This window comes from Pseudomonas simiae (assembly GCF_900111895.1).
GTDB lineage: Bacteria > Pseudomonadota > Gammaproteobacteria > Pseudomonadales > Pseudomonadaceae > Aquipseudomonas > Aquipseudomonas simiae.
Genome location: NZ_FOKB01000010.1, coordinates 16,795 through 43,243, shown reverse-complemented (window position 1 = coordinate 43,243; position 26,449 = coordinate 16,795). Strand labels below are relative to the sequence as shown.

General features: G+C 59.7%; 22 protein-coding genes. 8 read left to right on the top strand and 14 right to left on the bottom strand.

Going from position 1 to position 26,449, the window contains the following annotated elements; all coding sequences use genetic code 11:
- Positions 1-127 precede the first annotated feature (127 nt).
- Complete coding sequence (locus BMZ57_RS24850; RefSeq protein ID WP_010210054.1) at positions 128-571, top strand: carboxymuconolactone decarboxylase family protein; 444 nt, start codon at positions 128-130, stop codon at positions 569-571.
- Here the strand turns inward: BMZ57_RS24850 and BMZ57_RS24845 are convergent, their stop codons facing one another.
- The 7 genes from BMZ57_RS24845 to BMZ57_RS24815 all read right to left on the bottom strand — a co-directional run bounded on the left by BMZ57_RS24845 (position 572) and on the right by BMZ57_RS24815 (position 5,950).
- Positions 572-1,339: an SDR family oxidoreductase gene (locus tag BMZ57_RS24845; protein WP_010210056.1), complete on the bottom strand. Its 768-nt coding sequence runs from the start codon at positions 1,337-1,339 to the stop codon at positions 572-574.
- A 9-nt stretch (positions 1,340-1,348) separates the two neighbouring features.
- Positions 1,349-2,416 carry a phosphotransferase family protein gene (locus BMZ57_RS24840; protein ID WP_021491554.1) on the bottom strand — a complete coding sequence of 356 codons (1,068 nt, stop codon included), beginning with the start codon at positions 2,414-2,416 and terminating at the stop codon, positions 1,349-1,351.
- A 129-nt stretch (positions 2,417-2,545) separates the two neighbouring features.
- A complete protein-coding gene (locus BMZ57_RS24835) occupies positions 2,546-3,499 on the bottom strand; it encodes a 2-hydroxyacid dehydrogenase (RefSeq protein WP_010210060.1) in 954 nt (317 codons plus the stop codon).
- Positions 3,500-3,552: 53 nt separating this feature from the next.
- Positions 3,553-4,077 (bottom strand): cysteine hydrolase family protein, encoded by a 525-nt coding sequence (locus tag BMZ57_RS24830; protein ID WP_010210061.1) that lies wholly within the window; start codon positions 4,075-4,077, stop codon positions 3,553-3,555.
- Positions 4,078-4,261: 184 nt separating this feature from the next.
- Complete coding sequence (locus BMZ57_RS24825) at positions 4,262-4,855, bottom strand: TetR/AcrR family transcriptional regulator (protein ID WP_042572249.1); 594 nt, start codon at positions 4,853-4,855, stop codon at positions 4,262-4,264.
- A 151-nt stretch (positions 4,856-5,006) separates the two neighbouring features.
- The gene (locus BMZ57_RS24820) at positions 5,007-5,450 is read right to left on the bottom strand and encodes a hypothetical protein (RefSeq protein WP_047541697.1); all 444 of its coding nucleotides are present in this window, start codon (positions 5,448-5,450) and stop codon (positions 5,007-5,009) included.
- A 44-nt stretch (positions 5,451-5,494) separates the two neighbouring features.
- The gene (locus BMZ57_RS24815) at positions 5,495-5,950 is read right to left on the bottom strand and encodes a DUF4822 domain-containing protein (RefSeq protein WP_021491551.1); all 456 of its coding nucleotides are present in this window, start codon (positions 5,948-5,950) and stop codon (positions 5,495-5,497) included.
- A gap of 492 nt (positions 5,951-6,442) precedes the next feature.
- On the opposite strand from BMZ57_RS24815, the gene BMZ57_RS24810 reads away from it, so the two are divergent.
- Positions 6,443-7,720: an HAAAP family serine/threonine permease gene (locus BMZ57_RS24810; RefSeq protein ID WP_069673403.1), complete on the top strand. Its 1,278-nt coding sequence runs from the start codon at positions 6,443-6,445 to the stop codon at positions 7,718-7,720.
- 210 nt (positions 7,721-7,930) lie between these two features.
- Here the strand turns inward: BMZ57_RS24810 and acnB are convergent, their stop codons facing one another.
- A complete protein-coding gene (acnB, locus tag BMZ57_RS24805) occupies positions 7,931-10,540 on the bottom strand; it encodes a bifunctional aconitate hydratase 2/2-methylisocitrate dehydratase (RefSeq protein ID WP_010210070.1) in 2,610 nt (869 codons plus the stop codon).
- Positions 10,541-10,937: 397 nt separating this feature from the next.
- Between acnB and BMZ57_RS24800 the strand changes: the two genes are divergently transcribed.
- Entirely contained in the window at positions 10,938-11,411 is a 474-nt protein-coding gene (locus BMZ57_RS24800) for a DUF1289 domain-containing protein (RefSeq protein ID WP_010210072.1), read from the top strand.
- A 131-nt stretch (positions 11,412-11,542) separates the two neighbouring features.
- On the opposite strand, the gene BMZ57_RS24795 is transcribed toward BMZ57_RS24800, so the two are convergent.
- Positions 11,543-12,406 carry a universal stress protein gene (locus BMZ57_RS24795; protein WP_010210073.1) on the bottom strand — a complete coding sequence of 288 codons (864 nt, stop codon included), beginning with the start codon at positions 12,404-12,406 and terminating at the stop codon, positions 11,543-11,545.
- Between the two features lie 151 nt (positions 12,407-12,557).
- Here BMZ57_RS24795 and BMZ57_RS24790 point away from each other — a divergent pair, with 151 nt between their 5' ends.
- Positions 12,558-13,160 (top strand): MiaE family protein, encoded by a 603-nt coding sequence (locus BMZ57_RS24790; RefSeq protein ID WP_010210074.1) that lies wholly within the window; start codon positions 12,558-12,560, stop codon positions 13,158-13,160.
- Here BMZ57_RS24790 and BMZ57_RS24785 read toward each other — a convergent pair.
- On the bottom strand, positions 13,116-14,315 hold the full coding sequence (locus BMZ57_RS24785) for an MFS transporter (protein ID WP_069673404.1): 1,200 nt from the start codon (positions 14,313-14,315) through the stop codon (positions 13,116-13,118). The genes BMZ57_RS24790 and BMZ57_RS24785 overlap by 45 nt on opposite strands.
- Positions 14,316-14,471: 156 nt before the next feature.
- Between BMZ57_RS24785 and BMZ57_RS24780 the strand changes: the two genes are divergently transcribed.
- A complete protein-coding gene (locus tag BMZ57_RS24780) occupies positions 14,472-15,179 on the top strand; it encodes a winged helix-turn-helix domain-containing protein (RefSeq protein ID WP_010210077.1) in 708 nt (235 codons plus the stop codon).
- On the top strand, positions 15,180-16,460 hold the full coding sequence (locus BMZ57_RS24775; RefSeq protein WP_010210078.1) for an ATP-binding protein: 1,281 nt from the start codon (positions 15,180-15,182) through the stop codon (positions 16,458-16,460).
- Positions 16,461-16,462: 2 nt separating this feature from the next.
- On the opposite strand, the gene BMZ57_RS24770 is transcribed toward BMZ57_RS24775, so the two are convergent.
- From BMZ57_RS24770 to BMZ57_RS24755, 4 genes are all read right to left on the bottom strand, one after another.
- Positions 16,463-20,014, bottom strand: a complete 3,552-nt coding sequence (locus tag BMZ57_RS24770; RefSeq protein WP_139136489.1) for a hypothetical protein — start codon at positions 20,012-20,014, stop codon at positions 16,463-16,465.
- Between the two features lie 659 nt (positions 20,015-20,673).
- The gene (locus BMZ57_RS24765) at positions 20,674-21,465 is read right to left on the bottom strand and encodes a MipA/OmpV family protein (protein ID WP_082054469.1); all 792 of its coding nucleotides are present in this window, start codon (positions 21,463-21,465) and stop codon (positions 20,674-20,676) included.
- Between the two features lie 17 nt (positions 21,466-21,482).
- Positions 21,483-23,297 carry a serine hydrolase domain-containing protein gene (locus BMZ57_RS24760; protein ID WP_069673406.1) on the bottom strand — a complete coding sequence of 605 codons (1,815 nt, stop codon included), beginning with the start codon at positions 23,295-23,297 and terminating at the stop codon, positions 21,483-21,485.
- A 116-nt stretch (positions 23,298-23,413) separates the two neighbouring features.
- Positions 23,414-24,304: a LysR family transcriptional regulator gene (locus tag BMZ57_RS24755; protein WP_069673407.1), complete on the bottom strand. Its 891-nt coding sequence runs from the start codon at positions 24,302-24,304 to the stop codon at positions 23,414-23,416.
- A gap of 131 nt (positions 24,305-24,435) precedes the next feature.
- On the opposite strand from BMZ57_RS24755, the gene BMZ57_RS24750 reads away from it, so the two are divergent.
- Both BMZ57_RS24750 and BMZ57_RS24745 read left to right on the top strand, forming a co-directional pair.
- On the top strand, positions 24,436-25,254 hold the full coding sequence (locus BMZ57_RS24750; RefSeq protein ID WP_069673408.1) for an HTD2 family dehydratase: 819 nt from the start codon (positions 24,436-24,438) through the stop codon (positions 25,252-25,254).
- Positions 25,255-25,282: 28 nt separating this feature from the next.
- Positions 25,283-26,446 carry an acyl-CoA dehydrogenase family protein gene (locus tag BMZ57_RS24745; protein ID WP_069673409.1) on the top strand — a complete coding sequence of 388 codons (1,164 nt, stop codon included), beginning with the start codon at positions 25,283-25,285 and terminating at the stop codon, positions 26,444-26,446.
- Positions 26,447-26,449 lie beyond the last annotated feature (3 nt).

Here is a 26,449-nt window from a genome sequence, read left to right as displayed (position 1 = left end):
AAGAGTACGCGCGCATGCCGCAGGTGCAAAATGGTCTCTGCATAAACCGGCTGATTGGCTATAGGGCTTATGTCGTGTGGGCTCTAGGCTGGACTGTGATTGCACCCACTGACAGAGAACCATCGCCATGGAACCCCGCCTGGATTACTACACCGCCTCGCCGCAAGCGCTCAAAGGCATGCTTATGCTGGAGGCGACGACCTTCGGCTTGTCCATCGAAAAGCACTTGCTGGAGCTGATCAAGATCCGGGTCTCGCAGCTTAACCACTGTGGTTTCTGTACAGATATGCACTCGATGGCGGCACGTCAGCGCGGCGAGACCGAGCGGCGCTTGTTCGCGGTGTGCGTATGGCGTGATTCGCCGTTCTTCACGGCACGGGAAAAGGCCGCGTTGGCTTGGAGTGAAACAGTCGCGACGTTGCCGACCTCGACGGTATCGGATGAACTGTTCGCCGCCGTGCGGTTGGAGTTCAGCGAGCAGGAACTGGTGGACCTGACCATGGCGGTGTCCAGCATCAGTGGCTGGAACCGCCTGGCAGTGAGTTTTCGGCAGCCGCCGCCAAATGCTTGATCAGGACAGGAAGCCACCGTCCACATTCAGTGACACGCCGGTGGTGTAGCTCGATGCATCGCTGGCCAGGAACAGCACCGCGCCGGCCATCTCGCTCGGGTCGGCCACGCGCTTGAGCGGGATCTGCGCCAGGGCCATTTTCAGGATCGCATCGTTCTTCACCAGCGCCGAGGCGAACTTGGTGTCAGTCAAGCCCGGCAGCAGGGCGTTGCAGCGAATGCCGAATGCCGCGCATTCCTTGGCGAACACCTTCGTCATGTTGATCACGGCAGCCTTGGTCACCGAGTAGATGCCCTGGAACACGCCCGGGGAGATTCCGTTGATCGACGCGACGTTGATGATGCTGCCGCCACCGTTCTCGCGCATCAGCTTGCCGGCTTCCACGGACATGAAAAAGTAGCCACGGATATTCACGTCAACGGTCTTCTGGAATGCACCGAGGTCGGTGTCCAGCACGTTGCAGAACTGCGGGTTGGTCGCTGCGTTGTTGACCAGGATATCCAGGCGGCCGAACTGCTCGCGGATGCCGGCAAATACCTGGGTAATCTGCTCCATTTCACCGATATGGCAGGCCACCGCAGTGGCCTTGCCACCGTCGGCGATGATCGCATCAGCCACGTGCTGGCAGCCTTCCAGCTTGCGACTGGACACGATCACGTGGGCGCCTTGCTGGGCCAGCAACTTGGCGATGGCCTCGCCGATGCCACGGCTGGCACCGGAAACAAAAGCGATTTTGCCGTCGAGGTCGAACAGGTGGGTCTTGGACATAGCGGTTCCTTAAAGGGACGATTTGCTGATGACGTTCAGGCTCATCTGCTCCAGCAGCTTGTTCATGTGAATGAACTGCGCAAAGCGTTTGTCCTGGGTCTGGCCATGGAAGAAGCGGTAGTAGATCTGCTGCACGATGCCGGCCAGGCGGAACAGGCCGTAGGTGTAATAGAAATCGAAGTTGTCGATCTGGATGCCCGCGCGCTCGGCGTAATAGTCGACGAATTGACGGCGGGTGAGCATGCCGGGCGCGTTGCTCGGCTGGCGACGCATAAGTTGCACCGGCGCTGGGTCGGCCGCTTCGATCCAGTAGGCGAGGGTGTTGCCCAGGTCCATGAGCGGGTCGCCGAGGGTGGTCAGCTCCCAGTCCAGCACGCCGATGATCTGCATCGGGTTGTGCGGGTCAAGAATCACGTTATCGAAGCGGTAGTCGTTGTGCACGATGCTTGAGGTCGGGTGGTCGGCCGGCATCTTGTCATTGAGCCAGGTGCGTACGGTTTCCCAGCTTGGCGCGTCGGGGGTCAGGGCTTTTTCGTAGCGGTCGCTCCAGCCACGGATCTGGCGCGCCACATAGCCTTCGGGTTTACCCAGGTCGCCCAGCCCACAGGCGCTGTAGTCGACCTGGTGCAGCTCGACGAACTTGTCGATAAAACTCTTGCAGAGTGCCTCGGTCTTGGTTGCGTCCAGGCCCAGTTCGGCTGGGAGGTCGGAGCGCAGGATGATGCCGTTGACGCGCTCCATCACGTAGAACTCGGCGCCGATCACCGACTCATCGGTGCAATGCACGTAGGCTTTGGGGCAATACGGGAAGCCGTCTTTGAGCTGGTTGAGAATGCGGTATTCACGGCCCATGTCATGGGCGGACTTGGCTTTGTGGCCAAAGGGTGGGCGTCGCAGCACGAATTCCTGACCGGGGTATTCCAGCAGGTAGGTCAGGTTCGACGCACCGCCCGGAAACTGGCTGATCGTGGGCGTGCCGCTCAGGCCCGGGATATAGGCCTTGAGGTAGGGATCGATCAGGCTGGCATCAAGTTCTTCGCCTGGGCGAATCTGGGTCGATTGGTCGTTCAGCGCCATGCTTATCCCTTCTGCTTATTCTAAAGGCCTCGGACTATTTCCTAATCTAATGCGCACCACCGCCCAGCGACAAGGTCGGGGCGGCTTAATAGGTTAGCGTGTTGGACGATGATCAGCGTGCCTGATCGGTCATTTAGTGGGCGGGGGCAGGGCGACCGGCGTGAGCACCGGGCGGCCGGCGAAGTATTCCACCAGGTTGTCGGCCACGCGCTGCACAGTGTCGTGGGCGGCCTCTGGCGACAAGCCGGCCACATGCGAAGTGAGCACGGTATTGCTGAGCTTCTTGAGAGCATCGGGCACTTGGGGTTCGTCGTCGAACACATCCAGTGCTGCGCCACCGATGCGGCGTTGTTCAAGGGCGGCGACCAGGTCGGCGGTCACCACTACGCTGCCACGGCCGATGTTGACCAGGTAGCCGTTCGGGCCAAGCGCATCCAAGGCGTGGCGATCGATCAGGTGGCGCGTGCTGGCGCCACCGGGCGTGGCCAGGATCAGGAAATCCGAGGTGCGCGCCAGTTCCACCGCCGTGGCGCAGTAGGTGTAGTCGACGTCGTCGCGTGGCTGGCGGTTGTGATAACTCACCTCCATGCCGAAGCCCTGGGACGCACGCTTGGCGATTTCCAGGCCCACCGCACCCAGGCCGAGGATGCCCAGTTGCTTGCCGCCCAGGGACGGGCGCATCACCTTGGGCCATTCACCGCGGCGTACGGCGACGTCGGTCTGCGGGATGCCGCGCACCAGCGAGAGCAGTAATGCCATGGCGTGATCGGCCACCGATGGCGCATTCACCCCTGCGCCATTGGTCACGACGATCCCGCGATTGCTGGCGGCTTGCAGGTCTACGTGTTCGTAGCCGGCACCGATCACGCAGATGATTTCCAGCTGGGGCAGGGCGGCGATTTCCTCGGCGTACAAGCCCAGCGGGCCACGGGTCAGCACGGCCTTGATCTGGCTGCCGTGGGCCTTGATGGCTTCGGCGCGTTCGGCGGGTGTCGGTGCCAGAATCACATGAAAGTCGTTGCCCTCGATGATGGGCAGGTATTCATTGATGGTTTCAACCAGGACCAGAACAGTGGCGGTCATCGGAAGGCTCTTCCTGAAGGGTTTGAGGGGCTGAGTATGCCGTATTTGAGCGCTCAGAAGCTGATCTCGACGGCGCTTGCACGCGTCACAAACGCGCCGGCCAGGGTGGCATTGTGGTGTTCGATAATCGCCTCGGCCTTCAGCGCCGGCGTGTCCATGCAGGTATGGCCGTCTTCTGGCAGTACCACCGAAAACCCCAGTTCCACGGCGACCCGGCAGGTGGTGTCGATGCAGAACTGGGTTTTCATGCCTGCAATCACCAGCTCATTGACCCGCGCAGCTCTCAATTGCTGTTCCAGGTCCGTGCCCAGGAAGCAACTGGGGCGGGTCTTGTTGAACAGGTGATCGCGGGATTCGTCTACCTCCAGTTCATGCCACAGCTGCCAGAGCGGGCTGCCGGCTTCAATCGGTGAGCCGGCCGGGCCGGTGTGGCGAGCCACGAAGATCGGGGCGCCGGCATCGCGCGCGCGTGCTATCAATTGGTTGAGGGTGGCGAGTACGCGTTCGCGCTCGAAGGGTTTTTCCGGACCGTCGTATAAACCGGTTTGCATGTCGATGATCAGCAGGGCGTCAGCCATGGTGTTGCTCCTTGTGATTGCCACATGGACGGAGCAATAAAAAGGCCCCGTCCATTGCTGGCGGGGCCTTGGGTTGAATCTGTGAAGTGTCTAGCTCAAGCACTCACAGCCACCGCGCGACCCGCCGGAAGCGGTTGTGGTGGTGGTACGGGTGAGGGCGAGCTGGATAAGGTTCATGGGCCGATCATGCTGGGACGGGTGAAGGGCTGTCAACGGGTAACAGGGCCTTTCGTGCAGCAATCAGGAATTCATCCGACAGGTCATTGCCACGTGTCGCACGTGCCAGTGTCACTGCTCCGATCATCATTGCGTACTTTGCGAGCAGGCCCTGGCGGTCTTCATCGTGCAACTGCGCGAATATATCCAGCGACTTTTCGACGCCTTCGATAAACGTATGTTGCAAGGCCGTGTCGGCCGGCTCATGGCACATGTCCGGGGCGAATGCCGACACTGGGCAGCCGTCTCCGGGGTTATCGCGATGGGTGGCGGTCAAATAAGGCCCCATCACGGCCTCACGGGCCGCCTGCTGATCTACGCTGCGATCGATTTTTGCCTGCCAGCCCAAGTTCGCTTGCTCGAATGCCTGCTGGCAAGCTTCGGTGGCGAGGGCTTCCTTGGAGGCGAAGTGCCCGTAGAAACCGCCGTGGGTCAGGCCGGCTGCAGCCATGACGTCCGACAGGCTGATACCGTGCAAGCCGCGTTCGCGAAACAGGTGCGTGGCGGCCTCGACGATGATTTCGCGGTTGAGTTCGGCTTGTTTGCGTGAAACGCGAGGCATGGCAGGGCTCACAGGAAGAAGGGCGGGTGCTGTATGAAAACTACAGGAATGGGTGCCATTCTTAAATAGATTTATGCGGGCATGTATTATTCCCGAGAGGCCGCTCCGTTGCGCCCCTTTTGCGCATTGGGGCGCAACCGCTGTCAGGCGATCACTGTTGGGCGCTGCGTCGCGCCTTGTCTTGCTCTGCCTGTGCAATAGGCATGAAATTGTAGGTAGGAAAAAATTCCGTGGTGTACACCCCCCACGCGCTGTTTTCGATTGCCAGGTTGACCTCTGCCAGGCGCGAGGCCGGGAGACGGAGCACGACGACCTGTCCAATGCCCATGGTGATGTTCCAACTCAGTACTTCCACCCCGGGCGGTGGAAATACCGCGTGGAACGCTTGCCTGGCCAGTTGCGTTTTTAACTCGCCCAAGGGGCGGGATTGATCATGTTTAAGAAATACGGTCAACATGACGGCGTTATCGGCAGTGATGGGCGTAGTCTTTTCATTCAGCGCAACAGCGGTTTGTGCAGTTGCTGAAACTGGCAATAGCGCGGCGGCCAGTAGTGCAGGTAATAACAATAAATGGAGAGGGTTACTTTTATTCATGATTGGGCACCTTGCTCATTGTTGTTTGTATTGGCGATGTTTGATTAATTCGACATGGCGGTCTTGATTGGGCCTTTATAGGGGGCGTGCACGACATAGATGCGTACGGGCGGTTGCGTGGGGATCATGTTGCGCGGTACTTCGCGAGAGTAAGTGAATTCACGGTTATCAAGTTTCTCCAGGCGCCTGACGATTGTTCTATTCGGGCCGAGATCAGGGAACAGGATATGGGTCTTGCGGTCTCCCGTGACCATGAAATACCCGCCGCCGCCATCGGCATGCTTTGAACGGCCGGTGTCGGTGTAGAAGAATTCATAGCGATTGCGCAGTGGATCCCACATTGATATGCCAACGACGCCGGGGTAGTTGGCCTTGACGTCTTTGTCCGGTTCCCCCTCAACATAGACTTTGGTGGTCAACCATTGCGCAGAAGAGGCCAGCGCTTGAATGTCCGCTTCAGGTTCCAGCTGTTCTGCACTATTGGCGTGCGCGCTGAACATGCATGAGAGTAACAGACTGATGAGCACACATTTAAATCTTCGCATTGTCGAATTCCTGTTGTTTTCAATAAGCGACGTTGTTTTTTGTGGGGTCTGCTGCGGGTGATATTAGTTTCAACGTGGGTGGTTGCTCAATGACTATGTAGGGTTGTGTAACAATTAACGCCGCACTTTGCTTATTATTTTAGTTGGATAGCTATTTGCGTCTGATTGGGTTGTAGGCCGATTCTCTAAATAGGCCAAGTTCAGTTTAAACGCGACGACTTGGGTGCAGCCGTGAAGAGCACTTTCCGCTCGCGCCAAATGATGTTGGCATGCCCGCAACCTTCGCTTATGGCGGCCCTCGAGCGCCTGCACCGGTACACCGTTCCTCAGCTAAGTCTTTGCTTATTCAAGAGAATCCCGGACAATCACGGCCCTTCTATGGTCGGGGCGCTGCCTGTCAGGTTTTTCTGACTCGTCCCGGCTATGTAAATGCGGAGATCCGACCGGATGAATGATCAGGCCAATAGCGTCGACGAACGCTATGCAACGACACCTGCAACCCTCACGAGCTGGAGCCGCCAGGACACCACCTGGATGCTTGGCCTGTTCGGCACCGCTATTGGCGCCGGTACCTTGTTCCTGCCGATCAACGCCGGCCTGGGCGGCTTCTGGCCCCTGGTAATCCTTGCGTTGCTGGCGTTCCCGATGACCTTCTTCGCCCACCGTGGCCTGACCCGTTTCGTGCTGTCTGGCCGTGAAGGCTCGGACATCACTGACGTTGTCGAAGAACATTTCGGCATCAAGGCCGGCGCGCTGATTACGTTGCTGTACTTCTTCGCGATCTTCCCAATCCTGCTGATCTACAGCGTCGCGTTGACCAACACGGTCGCCAGCTTCATGGAGCATCAACTGCACATCATGCCGCCGCCACGGGCGATCCTGTCGTTCGTGCTGATCCTCGGCCTGCTGGCCGTGGTGCGTTGCGGCGAGCAAGTGATCGTCAAGGCCATGAGCTTGATGGTGTACCCGTTTATCGTCGCCTTGCTGTTCCTGGCGGTTTACCTGATCCCGCACTGGAATGGCGGCATCCTCAGCACCGCCAGTCAGGTCCCGACGCCGTCCGCCCTGCTTAACACCTTGTGGCTGGCGATCCCGGTGATGGTGTTCTCATTCAACCACTCGCCGATCATCTCGGCCTTCGCGGTGGACCAGAAGCGCCAGTACGGCATCCATGCCGATGAGCGCAGCTCGCAGATCCTGTCCCGCGCGCATCTGTTGATGGTGGTGATGGTGCTGTTCTTCGTGTTCAGCTGCGTGCTGACCCTGTCGCCGGCGCAACTGGCCGAGGCGAAGGCACAGAACCTGTCGATCCTGTCGTACCTGGCCAACCACTTCAATAACCCGACCATCGAGTTCGCAGCCCCCTTGATCGCGTTTGTGGCGATTACCAAGTCGTTCCTGGGGCATTACATCGGTGCCAGTGAAGGCCTCAAGGGCCTGGTGTTGAAGACGGGTCGTCGTCCGGGTGCGAAGCGCCTGGATCGCATGACCGCCGCCTTCATGCTGGTGGTGTGCTGGATTGTGGCGACATTGAACCCAAGCATTCTCGGCATGATTGAGGCGCTGGGCGGTCCGATCATTGCTTCGATCCTGTTCCTGATGCCGATGTATGCCATCCGCAAGGTGCCGGCCATGGCCAAGTACCGTGGGCAGGCGTCCAATGTGTTTGTCACGGCGGTTGGTCTGGTGGCGATCACTGCAGTGGTTTATTCGCTTTTTGCTTGAGCCTGATGCGGTCTATCCGACTGCGCAGGGTTAAAAATGTGGGAGCGGGCTTGCTCGCGAATGCGGTGTATCAGCCACATCACTGATACACCGCATTCGCGGGCAAGCCCGCTCCCACAGTTGGTTTAGGGTGTTGCCGATGCTGTTTTGCAGGCATAAAAAAACGCCGCGTACCTTGCGATACGCGGCGTTTTTTATGTCAACACACCCTTAGGCTTGAATCACCGGGATGTTGGCGCTTGCTGCGATCTTGCGGAACTCAGCGATCTGATCGAAGTTCAGGTAGCGGTAGACGTCACTGGCCATGGTGTCCAGTTTCGCTGCGTAGCCCATGTACTCTTCGACGGTCGGCAGGCGACCCAGGGTAGAAGCTACTGCCGCCAGCTCGGCCGAAGCCAGGTAGACGTTAGCGCCGTCACCCAGACGGTTCGGGAAGTTACGGGTCGACGTCGACACAACGGTCGAGTTCGGTTCTACACGTGCCTGGTTACCCATGCACAGCGAGCAGCCCGGCATTTCCATGCGCGCGCCAGCCTTGCCGTAGATGCCGTAGTAGCCTTCTTCGGTCAGTTGGTGAGCGTCCATCTTGGTCGGAGGCGACAGCCACAGACGGGTAGGCAGCTGGCCCTTGACTTGCTCCAGCAGCTTACCGGCCGCGCGGAAGTGACCGATGTTGGTCATGCACGAACCGATGAACACTTCGTCGATCTTCTCGCCGGCAACGCTCGACAGCAGACGGGCATCGTCCGGATCGTTCGGTGCGCAGAGGATCGGCTCGTTGATCTCGGCCAAGTCGATTTCGATGATTTCAGCGTATTCCGCGTCGGCATCGGCTTCCATCAGCTCAGGGTTCTTGACCCAGGCTTCCATCGCTTGGGCGCGACGTTCCAGGGTACGTGGGTCACCGTAGCCTTCACCGATCATCCAGCGCAGCAGGGTGATGTTGGAGTTCAGGTACTCGGTGATCGACTCTTTCGACAGCTTGATGGTGCAACCGGCAGCCGAACGTTCAGCCGAGGCGTCGGACAGCTCGAAAGCCTGCTCCAGTGTCAGGTCGTTCAGGCCTTCGATTTCCAGGATGCGGCCGGAGAAGGCGTTCTTCTTGCCTTTCTTCTCTACGGTCAGCAGACCCGACTGGATCGCGTAGTAAGGAATGGCATGAACCAGGTCACGCAGGGTGATGCCAGGTTTCATTTTGCCTTTGAAACGCACCAGGATCGATTCCGGCATGTCCAGTGGCATGACGCCAGTGGCTGCGGCGAACGCGACCAGACCGGAACCGGCCGGGAACGAGATGCCCATCGGGAAACGGGTGTGGGAGTCACCACCGGTGCCGACGGTATCCGGCAGCAGCATGCGGTTCAGCCAGCTGTGGATGATGCCGTCGCCTGGACGCAGGGATACACCGCCACGGGTCATGATGAAGTCAGGCAGGGTGTGGTGGGTGGTCACGTCGATCGGCTTTGGATAGGCCGCGGTGTGGCAGAACGACTGCATCACCAGATCGGTCGAGAAGCCCAGGCACGCCAGGTCTTTCAGTTCGTCACGGGTCATCGGACCGGTGGTGTCCTGGGAACCCACGGTGGTCATCTTCGGTTCGCAGTAGGTGCCAGGACGAACGCCTTTGCCTTCTGGCAGACCGCAGGCCTTGCCGACCATTTTCTGTGCCAGGGTGAAGCCTTTGCCGGTGTCGACAGGCGCTTCCGGCAGCTTGAACAGATCGGTTGGGCCCAGGCCCAGCTCGGCACGGGCCTTGTCGGTCAGGCCGCGACCGATGATCAGCGGGATACGACCGCCGGCGCGGACTTCGTCCAACAGCACCGGGGTCTTCATTTCGAAGGTGGTGATGACTTCATCGGTACCGTGCTTGCAGACTTTGCCAGCATGCGGGTACAGGTCGATCACGTCGCCCATGTTCATGTTGGTAACGTCGAACTCGATTGGCAGTGCGCCAGCATCTTCCATGGTGTTGTAGAAGATTGGAGCGATCTTGCTGCCGAAGCAGAAGCCGCCGGCGCGCTTGTTCGGCACGTAAGGCACGTCGTCGCCGAAGAACCACAGTACGGAGTTGGTCGCGGATTTACGCGAGGAACCGGTACCGACCACGTCACCGACGTAGGCGATCGGGAAGCCTTGGCCGCGCATCTCTTCGATCTGCTTCATCGGGCCGGTCTTGCCTTGCTCATCCGGCACGATGCCTTCACGGGCCATTTTCAGCATGGCCAGGGCGTGCAGCGGGATGTCAGGACGGGACCAGGCATCAGGAGCCGGGGACAGGTCGTCGGTGTTGGTTTCGCCGGTGACCTTGAAGACGCGCAGGCTGATCTTGTCGGCCAGGGTAGGGCGGTTGCGGAACCACTCGCCGTCGGCCCAGGACTGGATCACGGCTTTGGCGTGTTCGTTGCCGTTCCTGGCTTTTTCAGCCACGTCGTGGAACGCATCGAACATCAGCAGGGTGTGCTTGAGTTGGGCGGCGGCGACCGGAGCCAGTGCGGCGTCGTCCAGCAGCTCAACCAGGGTCACGATGTTGTAGCCGCCTTGCATGGTGCCAAGCAGTTCAACGGCGCGTTTCTTGTCGATCAGGGGGGAAGTGGCTTCGCCCTTGGCCAGGGCAGACAGGAAACCGGCCTTGACGTAGGCAGCTTCGTCAACGCCTGGTGGAATGCGGTTGGTGATCAGGTCAACGAGGAATTCTTCTTCGCCAGCCGGAGGATTTTTCAGCAGCTCGACCAGGCCTGCGGTTTGTTCGGCGTTAAGCGGCTGGGGAACAATACCCAGGGCTGCACGCTCTTCGATATGTTTGCGGTAGGCTTCAAGCACAGTTATTACCCTCATCAGTGGTCCCACGGGACGCTCATCCAGAAATGAACGGCACGCATGCGCTCAGGGGCTTTTTGGGCCGCAAAGCCAGCGCTGCCGGCATTCCTCACAGAAGCTGCTTTCAAAGTTTTACGCCTGCAGAACGGAGCTGATGAGGGTTGGCGAGGGCTCTGACCTACCGAGTCATGGACCATCGCCAACACCGTTCTGAAGGAACGACTGTGCTCGTGACGCTTTGAAAACAGCTTCCAGCGGATTATTGGCGCCTTACAAGGCCGGATGATTCTACGGCAAAAAATTTCTAAAGGTAAGTTGCCTCACCAAGTTTGAAGGGTGATCACGCTTAGACAAAGGGCTAACATGGCGCATTGTTTCGCTGATTTGCGTGTCGTTGCCCATGTCCAACCAAACCATCAAGACCCCCTGCGTCGGCCTGTGCTCCACGGTCTACGGCGATCTCGTGTGCCGTGGCTGCAAGCGCTTCCACCACGAAGTGATCCAGTGGAATGGCTATAACGAAGAGGAAAAACGCGCGGTCTGGCTACGCTTGGAGCAGCTGTTGGTGCAGGTGATGGCCGGCAAGCTGGAGGTGTTCGACCCCAAGACCCTGCGCGGCCAGCTGGAGCAGCGCAAGATTCGCTTCGTGCCGCACCAGTCCGAGTATTGCTGGGCATACCAGTTGATCGCCCGTGGTGCGCGGGTGATTTCCAACTTGGAGGCTTACGGCATGGTGCTGTTGCCGGAATTTCGCGACTGGCCCTTGCCGGACCTGCGTGACGCCATTGATCGGGAGTTTTTTATCCTGTCGGAGGCGCACTACCAGCGCTATATCGCGCCAAACTTTCTCAAAGATGTATTTTCCAACGGATAACGCGCAACCCAATGTGGGAGCGGGCTTGTTCGCGAATGCGGTGGATCAGTCAATTATTCATTCACTGACACACCGCATTCGCGAGCAAGCCCGCTCCCACAAAGTTGATCGCAGTTGTTCGGAAGACCCCGTCAGGCCTTGGTAGCCAGTTCTCCCAGCTGATCCATCAGCGTGTCGGGCTTGAGCACCAGCACATCGCTTTCCACGGCATCCAGTATCACCTCCGCCGTATTGCCGATCAGCGCCCCGGTAATCCCGGTGCGCGCCACCGTGCCGATGATTGTCACGGCTGCCTGCCACTTATGGGCAGCGAACGGGATCAGCACATCCGCCGGGCCTTCCTCAATGTGCAAGTGTGAGTCGTCCACATCAAACTCTGCCTGGAACGCCTTGCATTGCTCGCGATAACGCGCCTCGATGGTTTCCTTGAGCTGAAACGTCGGGTCCGCCGCCGACAACATCGGCGACGGATGGGCGCTGATCACATGCAATTGCGCCTTGGCCAAGCTGGCGATATCAAAACCATGGTCAATGATCGCGTTGTGCAGGGAGCGGTGCTCGCCATCGGTATTGCCGACATCGATGGCCGCCAAAATCACCCCGCCGGTCCATGGCTTGGCGGTCTTGACCAGCAGCACCGCTGTAGGGCAATAGCGCAGCAACTTCCAGTCGGCAGGCGTCAGCAGCGCCTTTTTCAATGGACTGTCGGGGAAGTGTTGCTTGATCACCAGCCCGCAACCCTCCGCCTGCTGCACGTCGATAATGGTTTCATGCAGGCTGGCATTCCAGGCCTGCTCGGTGCTGACGCTGTATCCGTCTTCGTGCAAACCCGACTTGAGCAGGGCCAGCAGCGCCGAGTGCTCGTGCTTCTTGTCGCAGACCAGCAAATGCAGGTGCGCGCCGGTGACCCCGGCGATCAGCTTGGCACGCTTGAGGGCCAGGCTTTCCGAATGCTCGGGCTCGATGACCACCAGGATGCTGCGGATGGCTTGCATGGTCGGGATCTCCAAAAAGGGTGGGCCTGGAACAACTATAGTTGCTGCACGGCAGACGTCATGTTGATGCACATCAAGGCCGGTGGCTGGTGGTCTGCGGCGGGGTCGGTATAATCGCCGGCCTTTTGTGATCCTTTTGCCCGTGAGCCCGATGAACCTGCCAGACATCCACGAATTCCTCGGTTGCCGCACCCCTGACGCCTGGGTCCAGGCCGCGCTGGCCGATCAGGACACCCTGCTGATCGACCACAAGAACTGCGAATTCAAAGCCGCCAGCACCGCCCTGAGCCTGATCGCCAAGTACTACAGCCATGTGGACCTGATCAACATGATGTCGCGCCTGGCCCGTGAAGAGCTGGTGCACCACGAACAAGTCATGCGCCTGATGAAAAAGCGCAAAGTCGAGTTGCGCCAGTTGAATGCTGGCCGGTATGCCTCGGGTTTGCGCAAAGTGGTGCGCACCCATGAACCTGTCAAGCTGGTGGACACCCTGGTGGTGGGCGCTTTTATCGAAGCGCGCAGTTGTGAGCGTTTCGAAGCCTTGGTGCCGCATTTGGACGAAGAACTCGGCAAGTTTTACTTCGGCCTGCTGAAAAGCGAGGCGCGGCACTTCCAGGGTTACCTCAAGCTGGCCTACCAATACGGCGACGCCAAGGACGTCGCCCAGGTGATCGAGCGGGTGAGGGCGGCCGAGCAGGAACTGATCGAGTCACCCGACATCGAGTTCCGCTTTCACAGTGGCGTGCCAGCCTGAGGCCACGGCCGCGCCGATCAGCGCGGTGATTCCGGCGAGCAGCAGGATCACCGGCTGTGTACCCAGCGGTGCTGCCAACACTGCTATCGCCAAGCCTGCCAAAGGTTGCGGCAGGTTGTTGAGCAAGGTGATCACGCCCACGGTCTTGCCGAAGTCCTGCACGGGAATCACCCGCTGACGGGTGCTGCGCAGGTAGACGTTGAACATCTTGTCGAAACCGGTGACCAGCAGGAAGCCCACGGCGTATAGCCAGATGCCGGGGCTGATCGCCATGATCACTGCACCTACCGCAATCATCGAATACGACAACCCGCCCAGCACCCTCAGCGGGAGCCCGGCCCGCGCCAGGTAAAACAGAATCCCGATGGTCACCAAGGCGCCGGCTGCCTGCAGCAGGGCATAGGTGTCCTTGTCTTGCGCAAATTGGCCGGTCACCATCGCCGCAGATGTGGCCAGCGTGACACCAATGATCAAGTTGACGCCCACGGCCAGCGTAATGATCCGCTTCAGTTCCGGCAGGCTGCGGATATGCCCGAAGGCAATCTTCAGTGGCTGCAGCCAGATATCCCGATGCTGCTCGAACGTTTCCAGCTGTGTCGTGTTGGAGCGTTGCCACGCCCGCATTGCCAGGTCGGCCAATAAAAACAGCCCGGCCACCCCGAGTACGACCCAGTGCCAGGCCCACACTTCCAGCATCAGCGCGGCCACCAAAGGCCCGAGCACCAGCCCGCTCTGGTCAGCAATCTGCGAATAGGAAAGCGTCTTGGCATAGCTGTAGTGGGGAAAGACATGAGGCATCAACACTTCCCGCGCCATGATGCCCTGGGTGGTCAACACGCCGCAGAGCGCCGAGAGCAGCACGATCCAGAGGATACCGTCGAAGACCCCGTACAAAACCACGGCCACCCCGCAAGCCAGCGCCCGGCAAACCTGGCTGATATGCAGGATGCGCACCGGCGCGAACTTGTCGCACAATGCGCCACACACCGGGAACGCGAGATAACGCGGCAGCGACTCGACAAAGAATGCAAGTCCAGCCCAAGCCACGCTCTGGGTAGTCTGGAACACGATCAAGGGCACGATAAACAGCAGAATCTGGTCGGCCAGCCGCGACAAGAACAGCGAAACAAAGAACGCCAGGTAATCCTTGCGCATACAACTCCCTGTGGTTGGCGTTAAAGATTGCAGGTTATTTGTTAAAAACTCTTAAAAACATGAACCTTCGTGGCCAATCCTGGCCAGCGGCTTCAGTTGTCCAGCTTGCCACCTATAATGCCCGCTCTTCAATCCGTGTCTGCAGACTGAGAACTTATGGAAAACCTGGGGCTGGGCAAGGTCTTGCTCGTTGAGGACGACGAAAAACTGGCAGGGCTGATCGCGCACTTTCTCGCGCAGCATGGCTTTGAGGTACGCGTGGAGCATCGGGGCGATGAGGCCTTGGCGGCGTTTCTCGCGTTCAAGCCGAAGATCGTCGTACTTGACCTGATGTTGCCGGGCCAGAGTGGCCTGCATGTGTGTCGCGCAATTCGCGCGGTGTCCGACACGCCGATCGTGATCCTCACGGCCAAGGAAGACGACCTGGACCATATCCTTGGCCTGGAGTCCGGTGCCGACGATTATGTGATCAAGCCGATCAAGCCCCCTGTGTTGCTGGCGCGCCTGCGTGCCCTGCAACGACGTCAGGCGCCGGAGCCGACGGTGCGCGGGGCGCTGGCCTTCGGGCGGCTGGCCATCGATCGCAGTTGCCGCGTGGTCAGCCTTGGCGATGACAAGATCGACCTCACCACCATGGAGTTTGAATTGCTGTGGCTGCTGGCCAGTAACTCGGGGACGATCCTGTCCCGCGATGACATCCTCAACCGCATGCGCGGCATTGCGTTCGACGGGCTCAACCGCAGTGTCGATGTCTACATCAGCAAACTGCGCAGCAAACTCAACGACAACCCGCGCGAACCAGTGTGCATCAAGACCATCTGGGGCAAGGGCTACCTGTTCAACCCGTTTGCGTGGGAGGCCTAGATGCTGCGGCTCTATATCCGCCTGTACATCATCCTTGCGCTAGGCCTGGCGGGCGCTATCTGGCTGGTCAACTACACGTTCGACGAGCTTCTTCCCGAGGCCAACGAAACCTATAACCGCGAGGCCATGCGCGGCCCGGCCTATGCTTTGGTCGAGCAGTTGCGACCCTTGCTCGGTGATGCCCGCCAAGCGCGTCTGGGCGAGTTGCAACCCCATTACGGTCTGCACCTGAAACTGGTCCAGCGCGATGACCTGGCGCTGAACCCGCGTGAGCAACAGTTGCTGGCGGCTGGGCAGTTGGTGGTGCGTGGCGATTTCATGGAGTTCATCGCCAATCTCGACGGCGGCCCGCAATTGCTCAATATCAAGCTGCCCGACGAGCCTAAATGGCTGTACTTGTGGGCCTACAGCCTGTTGGGGCTGAGCCTGGCGATCGTGCTGTATTTCTGGGTTCGGCCGCACTGGCGCGATCTGGAGCATATCCGTCTGGCGGCGCAACGTTTCGGTGACAACGAGCTCAGCTCGCGCATCCTGCTGCCGCGCCGTTCCACCGTGCGTGAGCTGGCGGGGCACTTCAACCAGATGGCCGAGCGTATCGAAAGCCTGATCGCCAACCAGCGCGAACTCACCAACGCCGTGTCCCACGAACTGCGCACGCCCATTGCACGCCTCTCGTTCGAACTCGACCAACTCAAGCAGCAGGCCGACCCGCGCCAGCGTGGCGAATTGATTGCTGACATGTATGCAGACCTGGGCGAACTGGAAGAAATGGTCTCCGAACTGCTTACCTATGCCAGCCTGGAACGTGGCGCCACCCAGGTCACACGCGAAAGCATCGAGGCCCTCAGCTGGCTCGACAGCGTGATCGGCAGTGTGGCCCTGGAGGCCGAGGCGGCGGGTATTCAATTGTCGTTGCGCACGTGCGAGGTGGACTTTATCCAGATCGAGCCACGCTTTATGGCACGTGCGGTGATCAACCTGTTGCGCAACGCCATCCGCTACGCCGAGCGTCGGGTGGAAGTCTCGCTGGTCAAGTTCGGCAGCGGCTACGAAGTGCGGGTGTGTGACGACGGGCCCGGCGTCCCGGAGGACGGCCGGGCGAAGATTTTCCAACCCTTCATGCGCCTGGACGCGAGTCGCGATCGCCGTACCGGCGGCTTCGGCCTGGGCCTGGCGCTGGTGCAGCGGGTGTCGCAGTGGCATGGCGGCCAGGTGCAGGTGCTGGACTCGGAATGGGGCGGCGCCTCATTCCGAATGACGTGGGCGTACGTTGAGTCATAGGGTTATCGAGTGAATTGGCGCGGCCTATAAGTGATTCTCAGGTCGTCATGTATAGGAGGCAGGCCGGGCGGAGCGATATTGATCCTGATGGTTTGACCATGGTTTTTTTGGATGTGCGGAATGGCTTTTCCATTAAATAAACCTTCCGTCAATAGATCGGTGGCTTGCTCAATAACTGCCGACGTCCCATTGGGATAGTTTCGCAACACCTCATTTCGTACTCCGTTTCGTATGGCGGTTACGGATGTCGAGCCATGCGTCAATGAGACGGTCCCTTCAAACGCCTTGACCGGTTTGTTTATTTCTTGTTGAAAGAGGCGCCCAAATGCTTTGCCTCTGCCTTCAGCGGAGTAGCACACCAGAAGGCGTACGTTATCGGCAGAAGTAAGGTCCACACCCTTTGCTCTCAGCAGCCTCGCTAACCCAGGCGCATCATAAAGCGTGTTGTCCATGATTATCTTCGTACCGTCACCTGTGATCCGCTCAACCCAATTTCGTTTGATACCGTGTGCGACGACATTGAGGCGGTTCGTGCCTTTATAGGTATCGGTGAAGGTATGAACTTCATTGCCAATCAGTTTCAGATCCCTCATCGGCCCGCCCATTTGAATGACATTGTCGCGGCTCAATCCTATGTCCAGTGCGCGCTGCTGAGGTGTCATGGCAGGTGTGCTTGTGCCAGGCGCTGCAGACACCTGTGGCTTGAAGTCCTCCAAGGGCTTTCCATACGTTTTGTTGGTCTTTGGATCTACCGCATACCATTTGCGGGTTGTTCTATCGAACCTTGCTGGTGTGGAGAATTCGGTAAGGCCTCTTTTGTAAGTGCCTTGCGCGATGTCAGGTTTTCGGGCGAGGTCGGAAAAGTCATATTGCCCGGTTTTTCCTGGCGAGAACTTATGGAAATTAGCGTTGAGCCCACCGGAAGGCTGAGCCGGTGTTTGTGTAAACAGCCGTCGTCCGAAAGGTTTACCGCTTTGTTTCAACGCGCTATTCACCGGCTTGGCCGCTGCGCCAGCAACCTTGCCCAGACCCGCGGTGGTCAAGTACATGACACCATCGAATACGATGTCGGACGCCACCGCAAGCCAATCGCCGTTGAGCACGTTTCTGATGGGGTTCACGACAACCATCGAGGCGAACAGCACCTCTCTGTTCCTTTCGAACTCTTCATCTTCTTCGTCAAATCGCGTTGTGTGGCCGCTGGCATTCACCAGTTGTTCAAGCTCGACATCACCGAGGGTGTGCTTGGAGAGCAACTCCCCCAGAAACTGACTGCGTGCACTGTTATACGATGCCGGGACACTGGCGTCTGCCGGCGGCGTGATGGCTTGTAACTTATGGCTGTCGGTCTGCGAGACGCTAAATGGCGTGATGGCTGTATTGGAGAATTTTTCTCCTGCCAGATGAGGTGTGGGCGCCTTGATCCATGGCCCTTGAGGGCCTGGAACGAATGCGCTGCCCAGGTCATCGCGGGCTTTCAGATAGTTGTGTTGCGGGCAAAATTCATAGAATTTTACTTTGTTCTCATGCGTTGACTTGATGATCAACGCGCGCTTGCTCGGATCTTGACTCGGCGTTGATTGGTCGAGATTGACGGCGCCGGACTTGGTGATGACTCGATGTTTGATGACGGTGCCTTCAATGAAAATCTCGAGTTTTCCATATTCCAGCTGCTTTCTATCGCTGATCGGTTGTTGCGCAATGAGATGTTTGCTGAGGGTGACCAGCCCGCTTTCCCTGCGTTGCTGATAATTGGCCACAGCAAGGCGGTGTACGGACTTGATATCCGGGAGGTGGTGAAGTAATCCGGTGGTTGTTCCTGGAAGCGCCTGTTCTCTCAATGAATACCATGTGTTGTCCTCCTGCGGGGCTGGCGCTCGGCCTGAGAGATAAAGGTCCAATAGGGAATAAGGGCCCGTGTTGGTATGTAATATATCGTTGTTGAGGACGTTATTCGCCCGCGCCTGGGGCGTTGTGAGCACGGCCAGTTCAAAGGGCACATTCTTATAGCGCTTCCCCAGTTCTTCCAGTGCCTGGTCTTTGAGCAGTGGAACCTTCGCGGTGATATCCCCGGGGGTTGTTTGCAGCTCGCTCATGACCTCGGAGAACGCTTTCTGCGCTGTGTCCAACTGCTCGTCTGAATAGCGCCCTGTAGGTGATGGCGAGAGGACGCCATGCACTAACGCCCAATCGATGACCATGTCTAATTTGGCCGCATTCAATAGCGCTTGGTCTTCTGTAGCAACCGGATCGATTGCCGCGAATTTTACGACTTCAGCAAAGCTCATGAGGGAACTGCTGCCAGGGCTCTTTGCTTCTATGTAGGCCACTGTGGCTTTCAGGGTGGCCCACGCCGGTGAACCGTAAGTCACGTCAGCGGGGATGTCCTTGACCAGCAGTTCCGGCGCGGCACTTGATAGCAGCATAAACGCCGCCACGGGGGCCATCCTGGTCGTGCAACGGCCACTCTCGGCCAAATGGGGGATCAACGCTTGCTTGATGTGACTCAGCGGCTGCCCATAGAAACATGGGGCCGCGAGGTCGAAACCGGCACATTCATTTCTCTTCGCCACATCATGGGCCGTGGGTGCATCCAGCCCCAACAGGATCGCCGCGAGGGTCATGTCAGAGCCGTCGGTATCGCCAGCGACGCCCATTTTCCGCTGTAGGGCAGCTTCCAGCGTCCGGGCTTTTGGCGAGCGAAGGAGGTCATCTACGATTTCTCGTGGGGCGTTCAGCTCGGCGTCTGTCCAATGGCGATTTTTCGTCAGGTAGGTAAAAGCCCCTCCTTCATTGTTCACGGCGTGCGAAGCACCCAAGTCCGGTAGCTTGAGGTTGTTAAAGCGTATGTGGCTGTAGAGCTGCTTTTTTTCATCCAGCGTCAGTGCCGCCGCCCAGCTCAAGGCGCCGGTGAGATTGCCATGGGGGATGGAAGGCAAGGGCCCGCGTTGAATGGACTTGATCAAGTTGTTGATGTCGTCTTTGGTCTGCGGAACGATCCACCCCTTGTCGGTGATGAATCGTCTGAGGCTGACGCTGGCCTCCGGTGCCAACTGCTCATCCTGAACGTACCAGGAAGTGGGGTCCACGTTTAACTTGAACGCGTCACTGTCGAGCATTTGCGCAATCAAGGTTTTTTCGTGTTGCGCAGCCTGTTCTGAGATGTGTGGCGAATCAATGAAAGAGGGAGGGCTGTCGGTCGCGTTGGCAGAGGCGGGGGGTGGCGTGATTGCCGTGGACAACAGTTGGCACAGGCGCGTGTTGTTACGAACATCGCCCCATTCCCTCTGCTGCTGTTCCAGCGCGGTCTCTGAGCGCAGTTCAAATTGTGCGGGTGAGAGCACCGCACCAGGCAGGGGAAAGGTGTTAGCGTGTTTGACGTCATTCGCGCGTTCTGTGAGCGCTTCACGGCTATGGGGCACCTGCTCGCCATAGAAGGCCGCAATGTCTTTGAGGTCAGCGGGGCGCGTGGCATGCGTAACGGGGTCGGACCGACCAGGCGAAGGGACAGAGACGCAGATGTTGCCCGCCGCTAACGTTTTGGACGTCTGCATGATCAATGGCCACGAGGCAGGCAACGCTTGGCCGTCGCTGAACTGTGCCCCCAGCGCGAGGATGCTGGCGCGCGCACCCGCTTCACCGGATGCCGAGGGCTTGGCGTAGGCCTGTATCCAACCGGGCGTGGTGTCGCTCGGGGGGAAAATGCGAAGGGGGCGGGATAGGTCAACGCGATTGGCGTGGGCCCACTGCTTGAAATCGTCACCCGCCACTAGGCTGTCGAGGTGGTTTCGCCATTGCCCGAACGTAGAGTCGACAGGCACAGGGTAAACGGCCTCACTTCCGGTCACCGGTAAGGGCAAGTCTTGGGCTGCGCGGGTTAGCGCGGCGGCATAGGTTCCCGCCAATTCTGCGTCGGCTATATACCGCGGGGTACTTTTTATGAGTTCCAACCAGTCAGGTGCTTGTGGGGCCGACTGAGGTGAAGGGGGTTGCTGTGCATCCGGTGGTGGGGACTGGTACGTGGCGGCCGAAACAGTAGCGGATTGAGTCGATGAGACCATCAGTAAACTCCAGAAGAACGACGATAGCGACTGCGTGTTTTCCCACATGCAGCAGTGACTATTCGTCGCAAGTGCCAGGCCTCCGGTTCCCCTCTGCTCAGTGAGGGGATATTTCACTCCTCAGGGGTTGAGCGTTGATGCCGACTTCCCCCTCAAAAGCTGTATTCCAGCACACCCATCACCGACGTCTGCAACCGACGCTCTACGATCGGGCTCTTGCCGGCTTCATCCGCCAGGTACTGCACATCCAGCAAGGTCGAGAACTGGGTGTCCTCGCTGATCGGCAGGCTCCACACCAGGTTCATGCCATTACTGATATTGCCCGCGCCCGCCTTGTAGGTTTTGAAGCGGCTGCGTGCGGCTTGGCCGGTGGTCACGCCGTACCAGGTCTGCAAGTAGTCACGGTCCCCGAAATGGCTGTTGAGGCTGGCGTCGAGGGAGCCGAAACGGCCTTCATACAGGTTGGTGCCCAGGCTCAGTTCTACATGGGTGAACGCCTTGCCGCTGTCCTTGTGGTCATCTTCCTTGAGCGCATGTTCCAGGGTGGCGCCAACAATCACGCCGCCCAGGTTGTAGCTGGCACTCACGCCCAGTTGCGGGCGTGACTTGATCTCGCCCATGCCTTTGAGACGCTTGGCGCCGAGGTGCATGGACGTGTTTTTGTCCTTGCGCGAAGCACTGGCACCGACGTAGGCCTTGAAGCTCAAGGCATTGCCTTCGTAACCCCAGCCCAGGCCTTTGTCGGTGTCGAGAAAAAGCCCCCAAGGGCTGACGATGGCACCACCGAACACGGGAGCAGTCATGCGTTCATCGCTGCCGCTGTAGCGGGGCAGGTTGGCCACCCCGGCGTTGAGGCTGTAGGTCCAGTCCTCGGCCAGTGCGCTGTTGGCTCCGGCGAGTAAACACAGGGAAGTCATGGACAGGCAGAGGTTTTTGGGGCTCATCAGGGTTTTCATGTCAGTCAGAAACTCAAGGGTGGATGGGTACGTTTGAAGGCGTAGCCCGAAGCGCTCAGGCCATTGATCTGGCGGCTCACGGTGTCGCCCAGGCCATAGCCGGTCCCGGCCAGTACGGCGTGGGCGTTGTCGACGGGCAGCAGGATGTAGTCGGTCAGCGGTTCGTCATGCAGTTGGCCGCGAATCACCAGGAAGCCTTCTTCGAGGCGCACGCTGATGCCGCTTAATGGCGCGTCGGGCTCAAAGCTGTTGAGCACCTGATAGGTGCCGACCGTGTCGGCCCAGGCCATGGGCAGCGGCGGCGGGTCGATGCGCTCACCGATGGGGATGCGTTGGCCGTGGCTGCGCGCGGTGAGCATCTGCCGGCCTTGCACGGTGATCACGTCGAGTTGTACGTGGCCCAGTTCACCGAGGTCCTTGAGCCAGAAGCCGAAGAGTTTCTTCTGCGCGCGCAGCCAGCCCTGATCGTCACGCAGCAGTTCGAAGTTGAAACCGGCCAGTTCGCCGCGCAGCCGCTGCTCATCATCCTTGATCCTGAAGACGCCCCAGGCGGTTGCGTAAAACCCGGCCAGGCGCTGACGGTCGATGGCTGTCGGCACTTGGCGCAGCTTGAGCCCATGGCGGGGTGCCTGGCAGTCGTCGCCGCACACAGGCGTGCCGGTTTGCGCTTCAAGCATCAGGCGCAGGGAGTCAGTGGCCAATCTGGCGACCAGGTCTTCGGCATTGCTGTCGTTGGCCATGATGATCACTGCCAATTGATGGTCCGGCAGCAGGCTCAGCTGTGCGGCGAAATCATCGCCACCGCCGCTGTGCTGGTAGGTACGCACCCCAGGACCGACCGGCGCGTCACCACAGGGCGCCAAAAACCACGCCAGGCCGATCTGGCAGTCGAAGTCCAGGGCATTGCCGGTGTTTTGCTGGGTGAACATTTCATCGATGGAGCGGCTTGCCATTACCCGCTTGCCCTTGTAGAGGCCCTTGGCAAATAGCATCTGCACGTAATGGCTGAGGTCCTTGGGGCTGGCCCACAAGCCGCCGGCGGCGATGTCGCGCAGTTGCGCATCGGTGCTGGCGACGCCTTCCTGATAGCCCAGGGCGCGAAAGCCTACTTGGGCAGCGGTCCCGACAAAGCTCGCGCGATCCATCTCCAGCGGCTTGAGCAGGCTGTGTTGCATTTGGGCTTCAAACTCCTTGCCGCTGCTGCGCTCGATCGCCGCGCCCACCAGCGCATAACCCAGGTTGGAATAGGCCACTTGCGTGCCGGGCGGTGTGCTCAGCCAGACACCGGACAGGCGCATCGGCATCTGCCCCATGGCGTAGCTGTTGCGCAGGTCTCGCAGGTGTTCACTGGGCAAGCCGGACTGATGGCTCAGCAGGCGACGCAAAGTGATGTCGCGGTCGGCGGCCTGCTGGTCGGCGTGGAAGCGCGAGCGCACATAGAACTCGCGCAGGGTCTGCTGCAGGGGGGCATCCAGCGTCAGTCGCTGTTCTTCAACCAGTTGCAGGGCCGCGCTGGCCGTGAGCAATTTGGAGATCGCGCCGGCCCGGAATGCAGTGTTTGGCGTGACAGGCAGGCCCTTGGCTTTGTCGGCCATGCCGAACCCGCGGGCCCAGATCAATTCCTGGCCGTTGACCAGTGCTATCGACAGGCCCGGGATGTTGTCCTGGGCCATGTCCCGTGGGATCCGGGTTTGCAGGTAACGGATGATCGCGCTGTAGTCACCCTTCGCAATTGACGGAGGGGCAGGTGACTGCCCGTGGCAGCCAATACTGCCCAACAGGCAACCGAGCAACGGAAGACCGCGCAATGTGCGAAGCATGACGAGCACCCGACAGGTGATTTGGATGCTCGCATGCTAGGGGCGCAGCGCTCGCCGGTCTTTTGCAGCTTTGTCGAGAAACTGTCAAAGACTGTTAACGGCCCTTGCGGTTAGGCTTAGGCGCTGTGCGGCATCAACGTGGCGATCAACGCACGAATGGTGCCGGGCAACGCCTCCAGCTCCCGCACCAGGATGCTGCGCTCGCGAATCGCCCAGGGCTCATCCAATTGCACTGCGATCAATTGCATGGTGCGGCTGTGACGCACGGCGGCCGACTCTGGAATGATGCCGATGCCCACACCGGCTTCGACCATTCGACAGATCGCCTCGAAACTCGACACTTGGATACGCAGCGACAAATGCTTGCCCAGCCGCTCGACATGCTCGCGCAAGAAGCTCAGCAAGGTGCTGCCTTCGTGCAGGCCGATGTGCTGGTAAGCGAGGGTCTGTTCCAGCGTCACTGACGCTTGCCCCGCCAATGGGTGCCCGACCGGCACCATCAACACCAGTTTATCCGTGCTGAAATGCAGCACCTGCAACCCCGAGGCTTCCACCGGCCCGGCGATGATGCCCATGTCGCTGGTGCCATCGAGTACGCCGCGCACGATGTCTCGGGACAGGCGTTCCTGGAGGTCGACGGTCACGCCGGGGCGTTCTGATAGGAAGCCCGCCAGTACTTCGGGCAAGAATTCGGTGACCGCGGTGGTGTTGGCGAAGATGCGGATATGCCCGGCTGAATCCACGCCGTACTGGGTGAATTCGCTTTTGAGGTAATCCACCTGACGCATGATCAGCCGCGCATGGTGCAGCAGGCGTTCACCGGCCGGGGTGATCTCCACGCCACGGCTGTCGCGGTACAACAGGCGGGTGTCGAGCTGGCCTTCGAGGGCTTTGATCCTTGCGCTGGCGGCGGCCGGCGAGAGGAACGCGCGCTTGGCGCCTTGGGTCAGGCTGGGGGATTCGGCGATATGGATGAACATGCGCAGGTCGGCCAGATCGAAGTGCATGCGTGACTCCTGGGACAGGACGGCGGCGTTCAGCATAACCGAACGCCGGTTTATTGAAATGCAAATTCTCAGAACGGCTGCAGGCTTGCATGATCCGGGGCAGACACTCACCGCCCGAGGACCTGCACCCGATGAGCGCCACCGATTGGATCGGCCGAAGCGAAACCGCCCACGACCACCTCAGCCATAACCTGCTCAAGCGCATCGCCGCCACCTTCGGCGAGGCCGTTCCCGAGGATGGGACGGACATTCCGCCGCTGTGGCAGTGGTGCTTCTTCCAGGACCCGCTACCGGAAACTGCCCTGGGCACTGACGGCCACCCGGCCCGTGGCGGCTTTCTGCCGCCGGCCGATAACCGTCATCGCATGTGGGCCGGTGGGCGCATCGAGTTCCTGCATGCGCTGCGTGCAGGCGAGGCGGCGACGCGCGTGTCGACCATCGTCCAGGTGGAAGAAAAGACCGGTCGCACCGGCTCGCTGCTGTTTGTCACTGTGCGCCACGACTATTCCCAGGACGGCCGCCTGGCGATCCGCGAGGAACAGGACATCGTCTATCGCGAGCCCACGCCGCCCAAATCCGGCAGTGGTGACGCGCTGGAGCAGGGCGGATGGTCTGAAACCGTCGACCCCACGCCAACCCTGCTGTTTCGCTACAGCGCCGTGACCTTCAACGGTCACCGCATTCACTACGACTACCCCTACGTCACCGGCACCGAAGGCTACTCAGGCCTGGTGGTGCATGGTCCGTTGATTGCCACCCTGAGCCTGCGCGCGTTCTGCCGCGCCAACCCTGGTGCAACCTTGCGTTGTTTTACCTATCGCGGCGTGCGCCCTTTGATAGCGCCGCAGCCGTTTGAAGTGGGCGGCCGCGTGATCGAAGCCGGTGTGGCACAGCTGTGGGCCGGCAACGTCGAGGGCCTGGCGCAGCAAGCAAGCGTGCATTTCGAATAATCCAAGAACAAGAGGCGGAGCGCCGTTAATGAACCCCAATGACAATGAAGAACTCAATGCGATCCGCGAAGGCGTGCGCGCCTTGTGCGCGGAATTCGATGCAGCGTACTGGCGCAGGATTGACGAGGAAAAGGGCTTCCCCGAAGCCTTCGTCAAGGCGCTGACCGACGCCGGCTGGCTGTCGGCGATGATTCCTGAAGCATACGGCGGCTCCGGCCTGGGCCTGGCTGAAGCGTCCGTGATCCTTGAAGAGGTGAACCGCTGTGGCGGCAACTCCGGCACCGTGCACGGCCAGATGTACAACATGTTCACCCTGTTGCGGCACGGCAGTGAAGCGCAGAAACGTTTGTACCTGCCCAAGCTCGCCAGCGGCGAATTGCGCCTGCAATCCATGGGGGTGACCGAGCCCACCACCGGTACCGACACCACCAAGATCAAGACCACGGCGATCAAACGTGGCGACAAATACGTGATCAACGGCCAGAAGGTGTGGATCTCGCGGGTGCAGCATTCCGACCTGATGATCCTGCTGGCGCGCACCACGCCACTGGCCGAGGTGAAGAAAAAATCCGAAGGCATGTCGATCTTCCTGGTGGACCTGCGCGAAGCCATCGGCAACGGCCTGACCGTGCAGCCCATCGCCAATATGGTCAACCATGAAACCAACGAGCTGTTTTTCGACAACCTGGAATTGCCCCTGGACAGCCTGATCGGCGAAGAGGGCAAGGGCTTCAAATACATCCTCGACGGCCTCAACGCCGAGCGCACCTTGATCGCCGCTGAATGCATCGGTGATGGCCGCTGGTTTATCGAAAAGGCCAGCGCCTATGCCCGCGACCGCGTGGTGTTTGGCCGGCCCATCGGGCAAAACCAGGGCGTGCAGTTTCCGATTGCCGAAGCGCATATCGAGATCGAAGCCGCGGACCTGATGCGCTGGCGTGCCTGCGAGGAATACGACAGCGGCAAGCAGGCTGGCGCGAGCGCGAACATGGCCAAGTACCTGGCGGCCAAGGCGTCTTGGGAAGCAGCCAACGCCTGCCTGCAGACCCACGGCGGTTTCGGCTTTGCCTGCGAATACGACGTGGAGCGCAAGTTCCGCGAGACGCGCCTGTACCAGGTGGCACCGATCTCCACCAACCTGATCCTGTCCTACGTGGCCGAGCATCTGCTCGAACTGCCACGCAGTTTCTGAGGG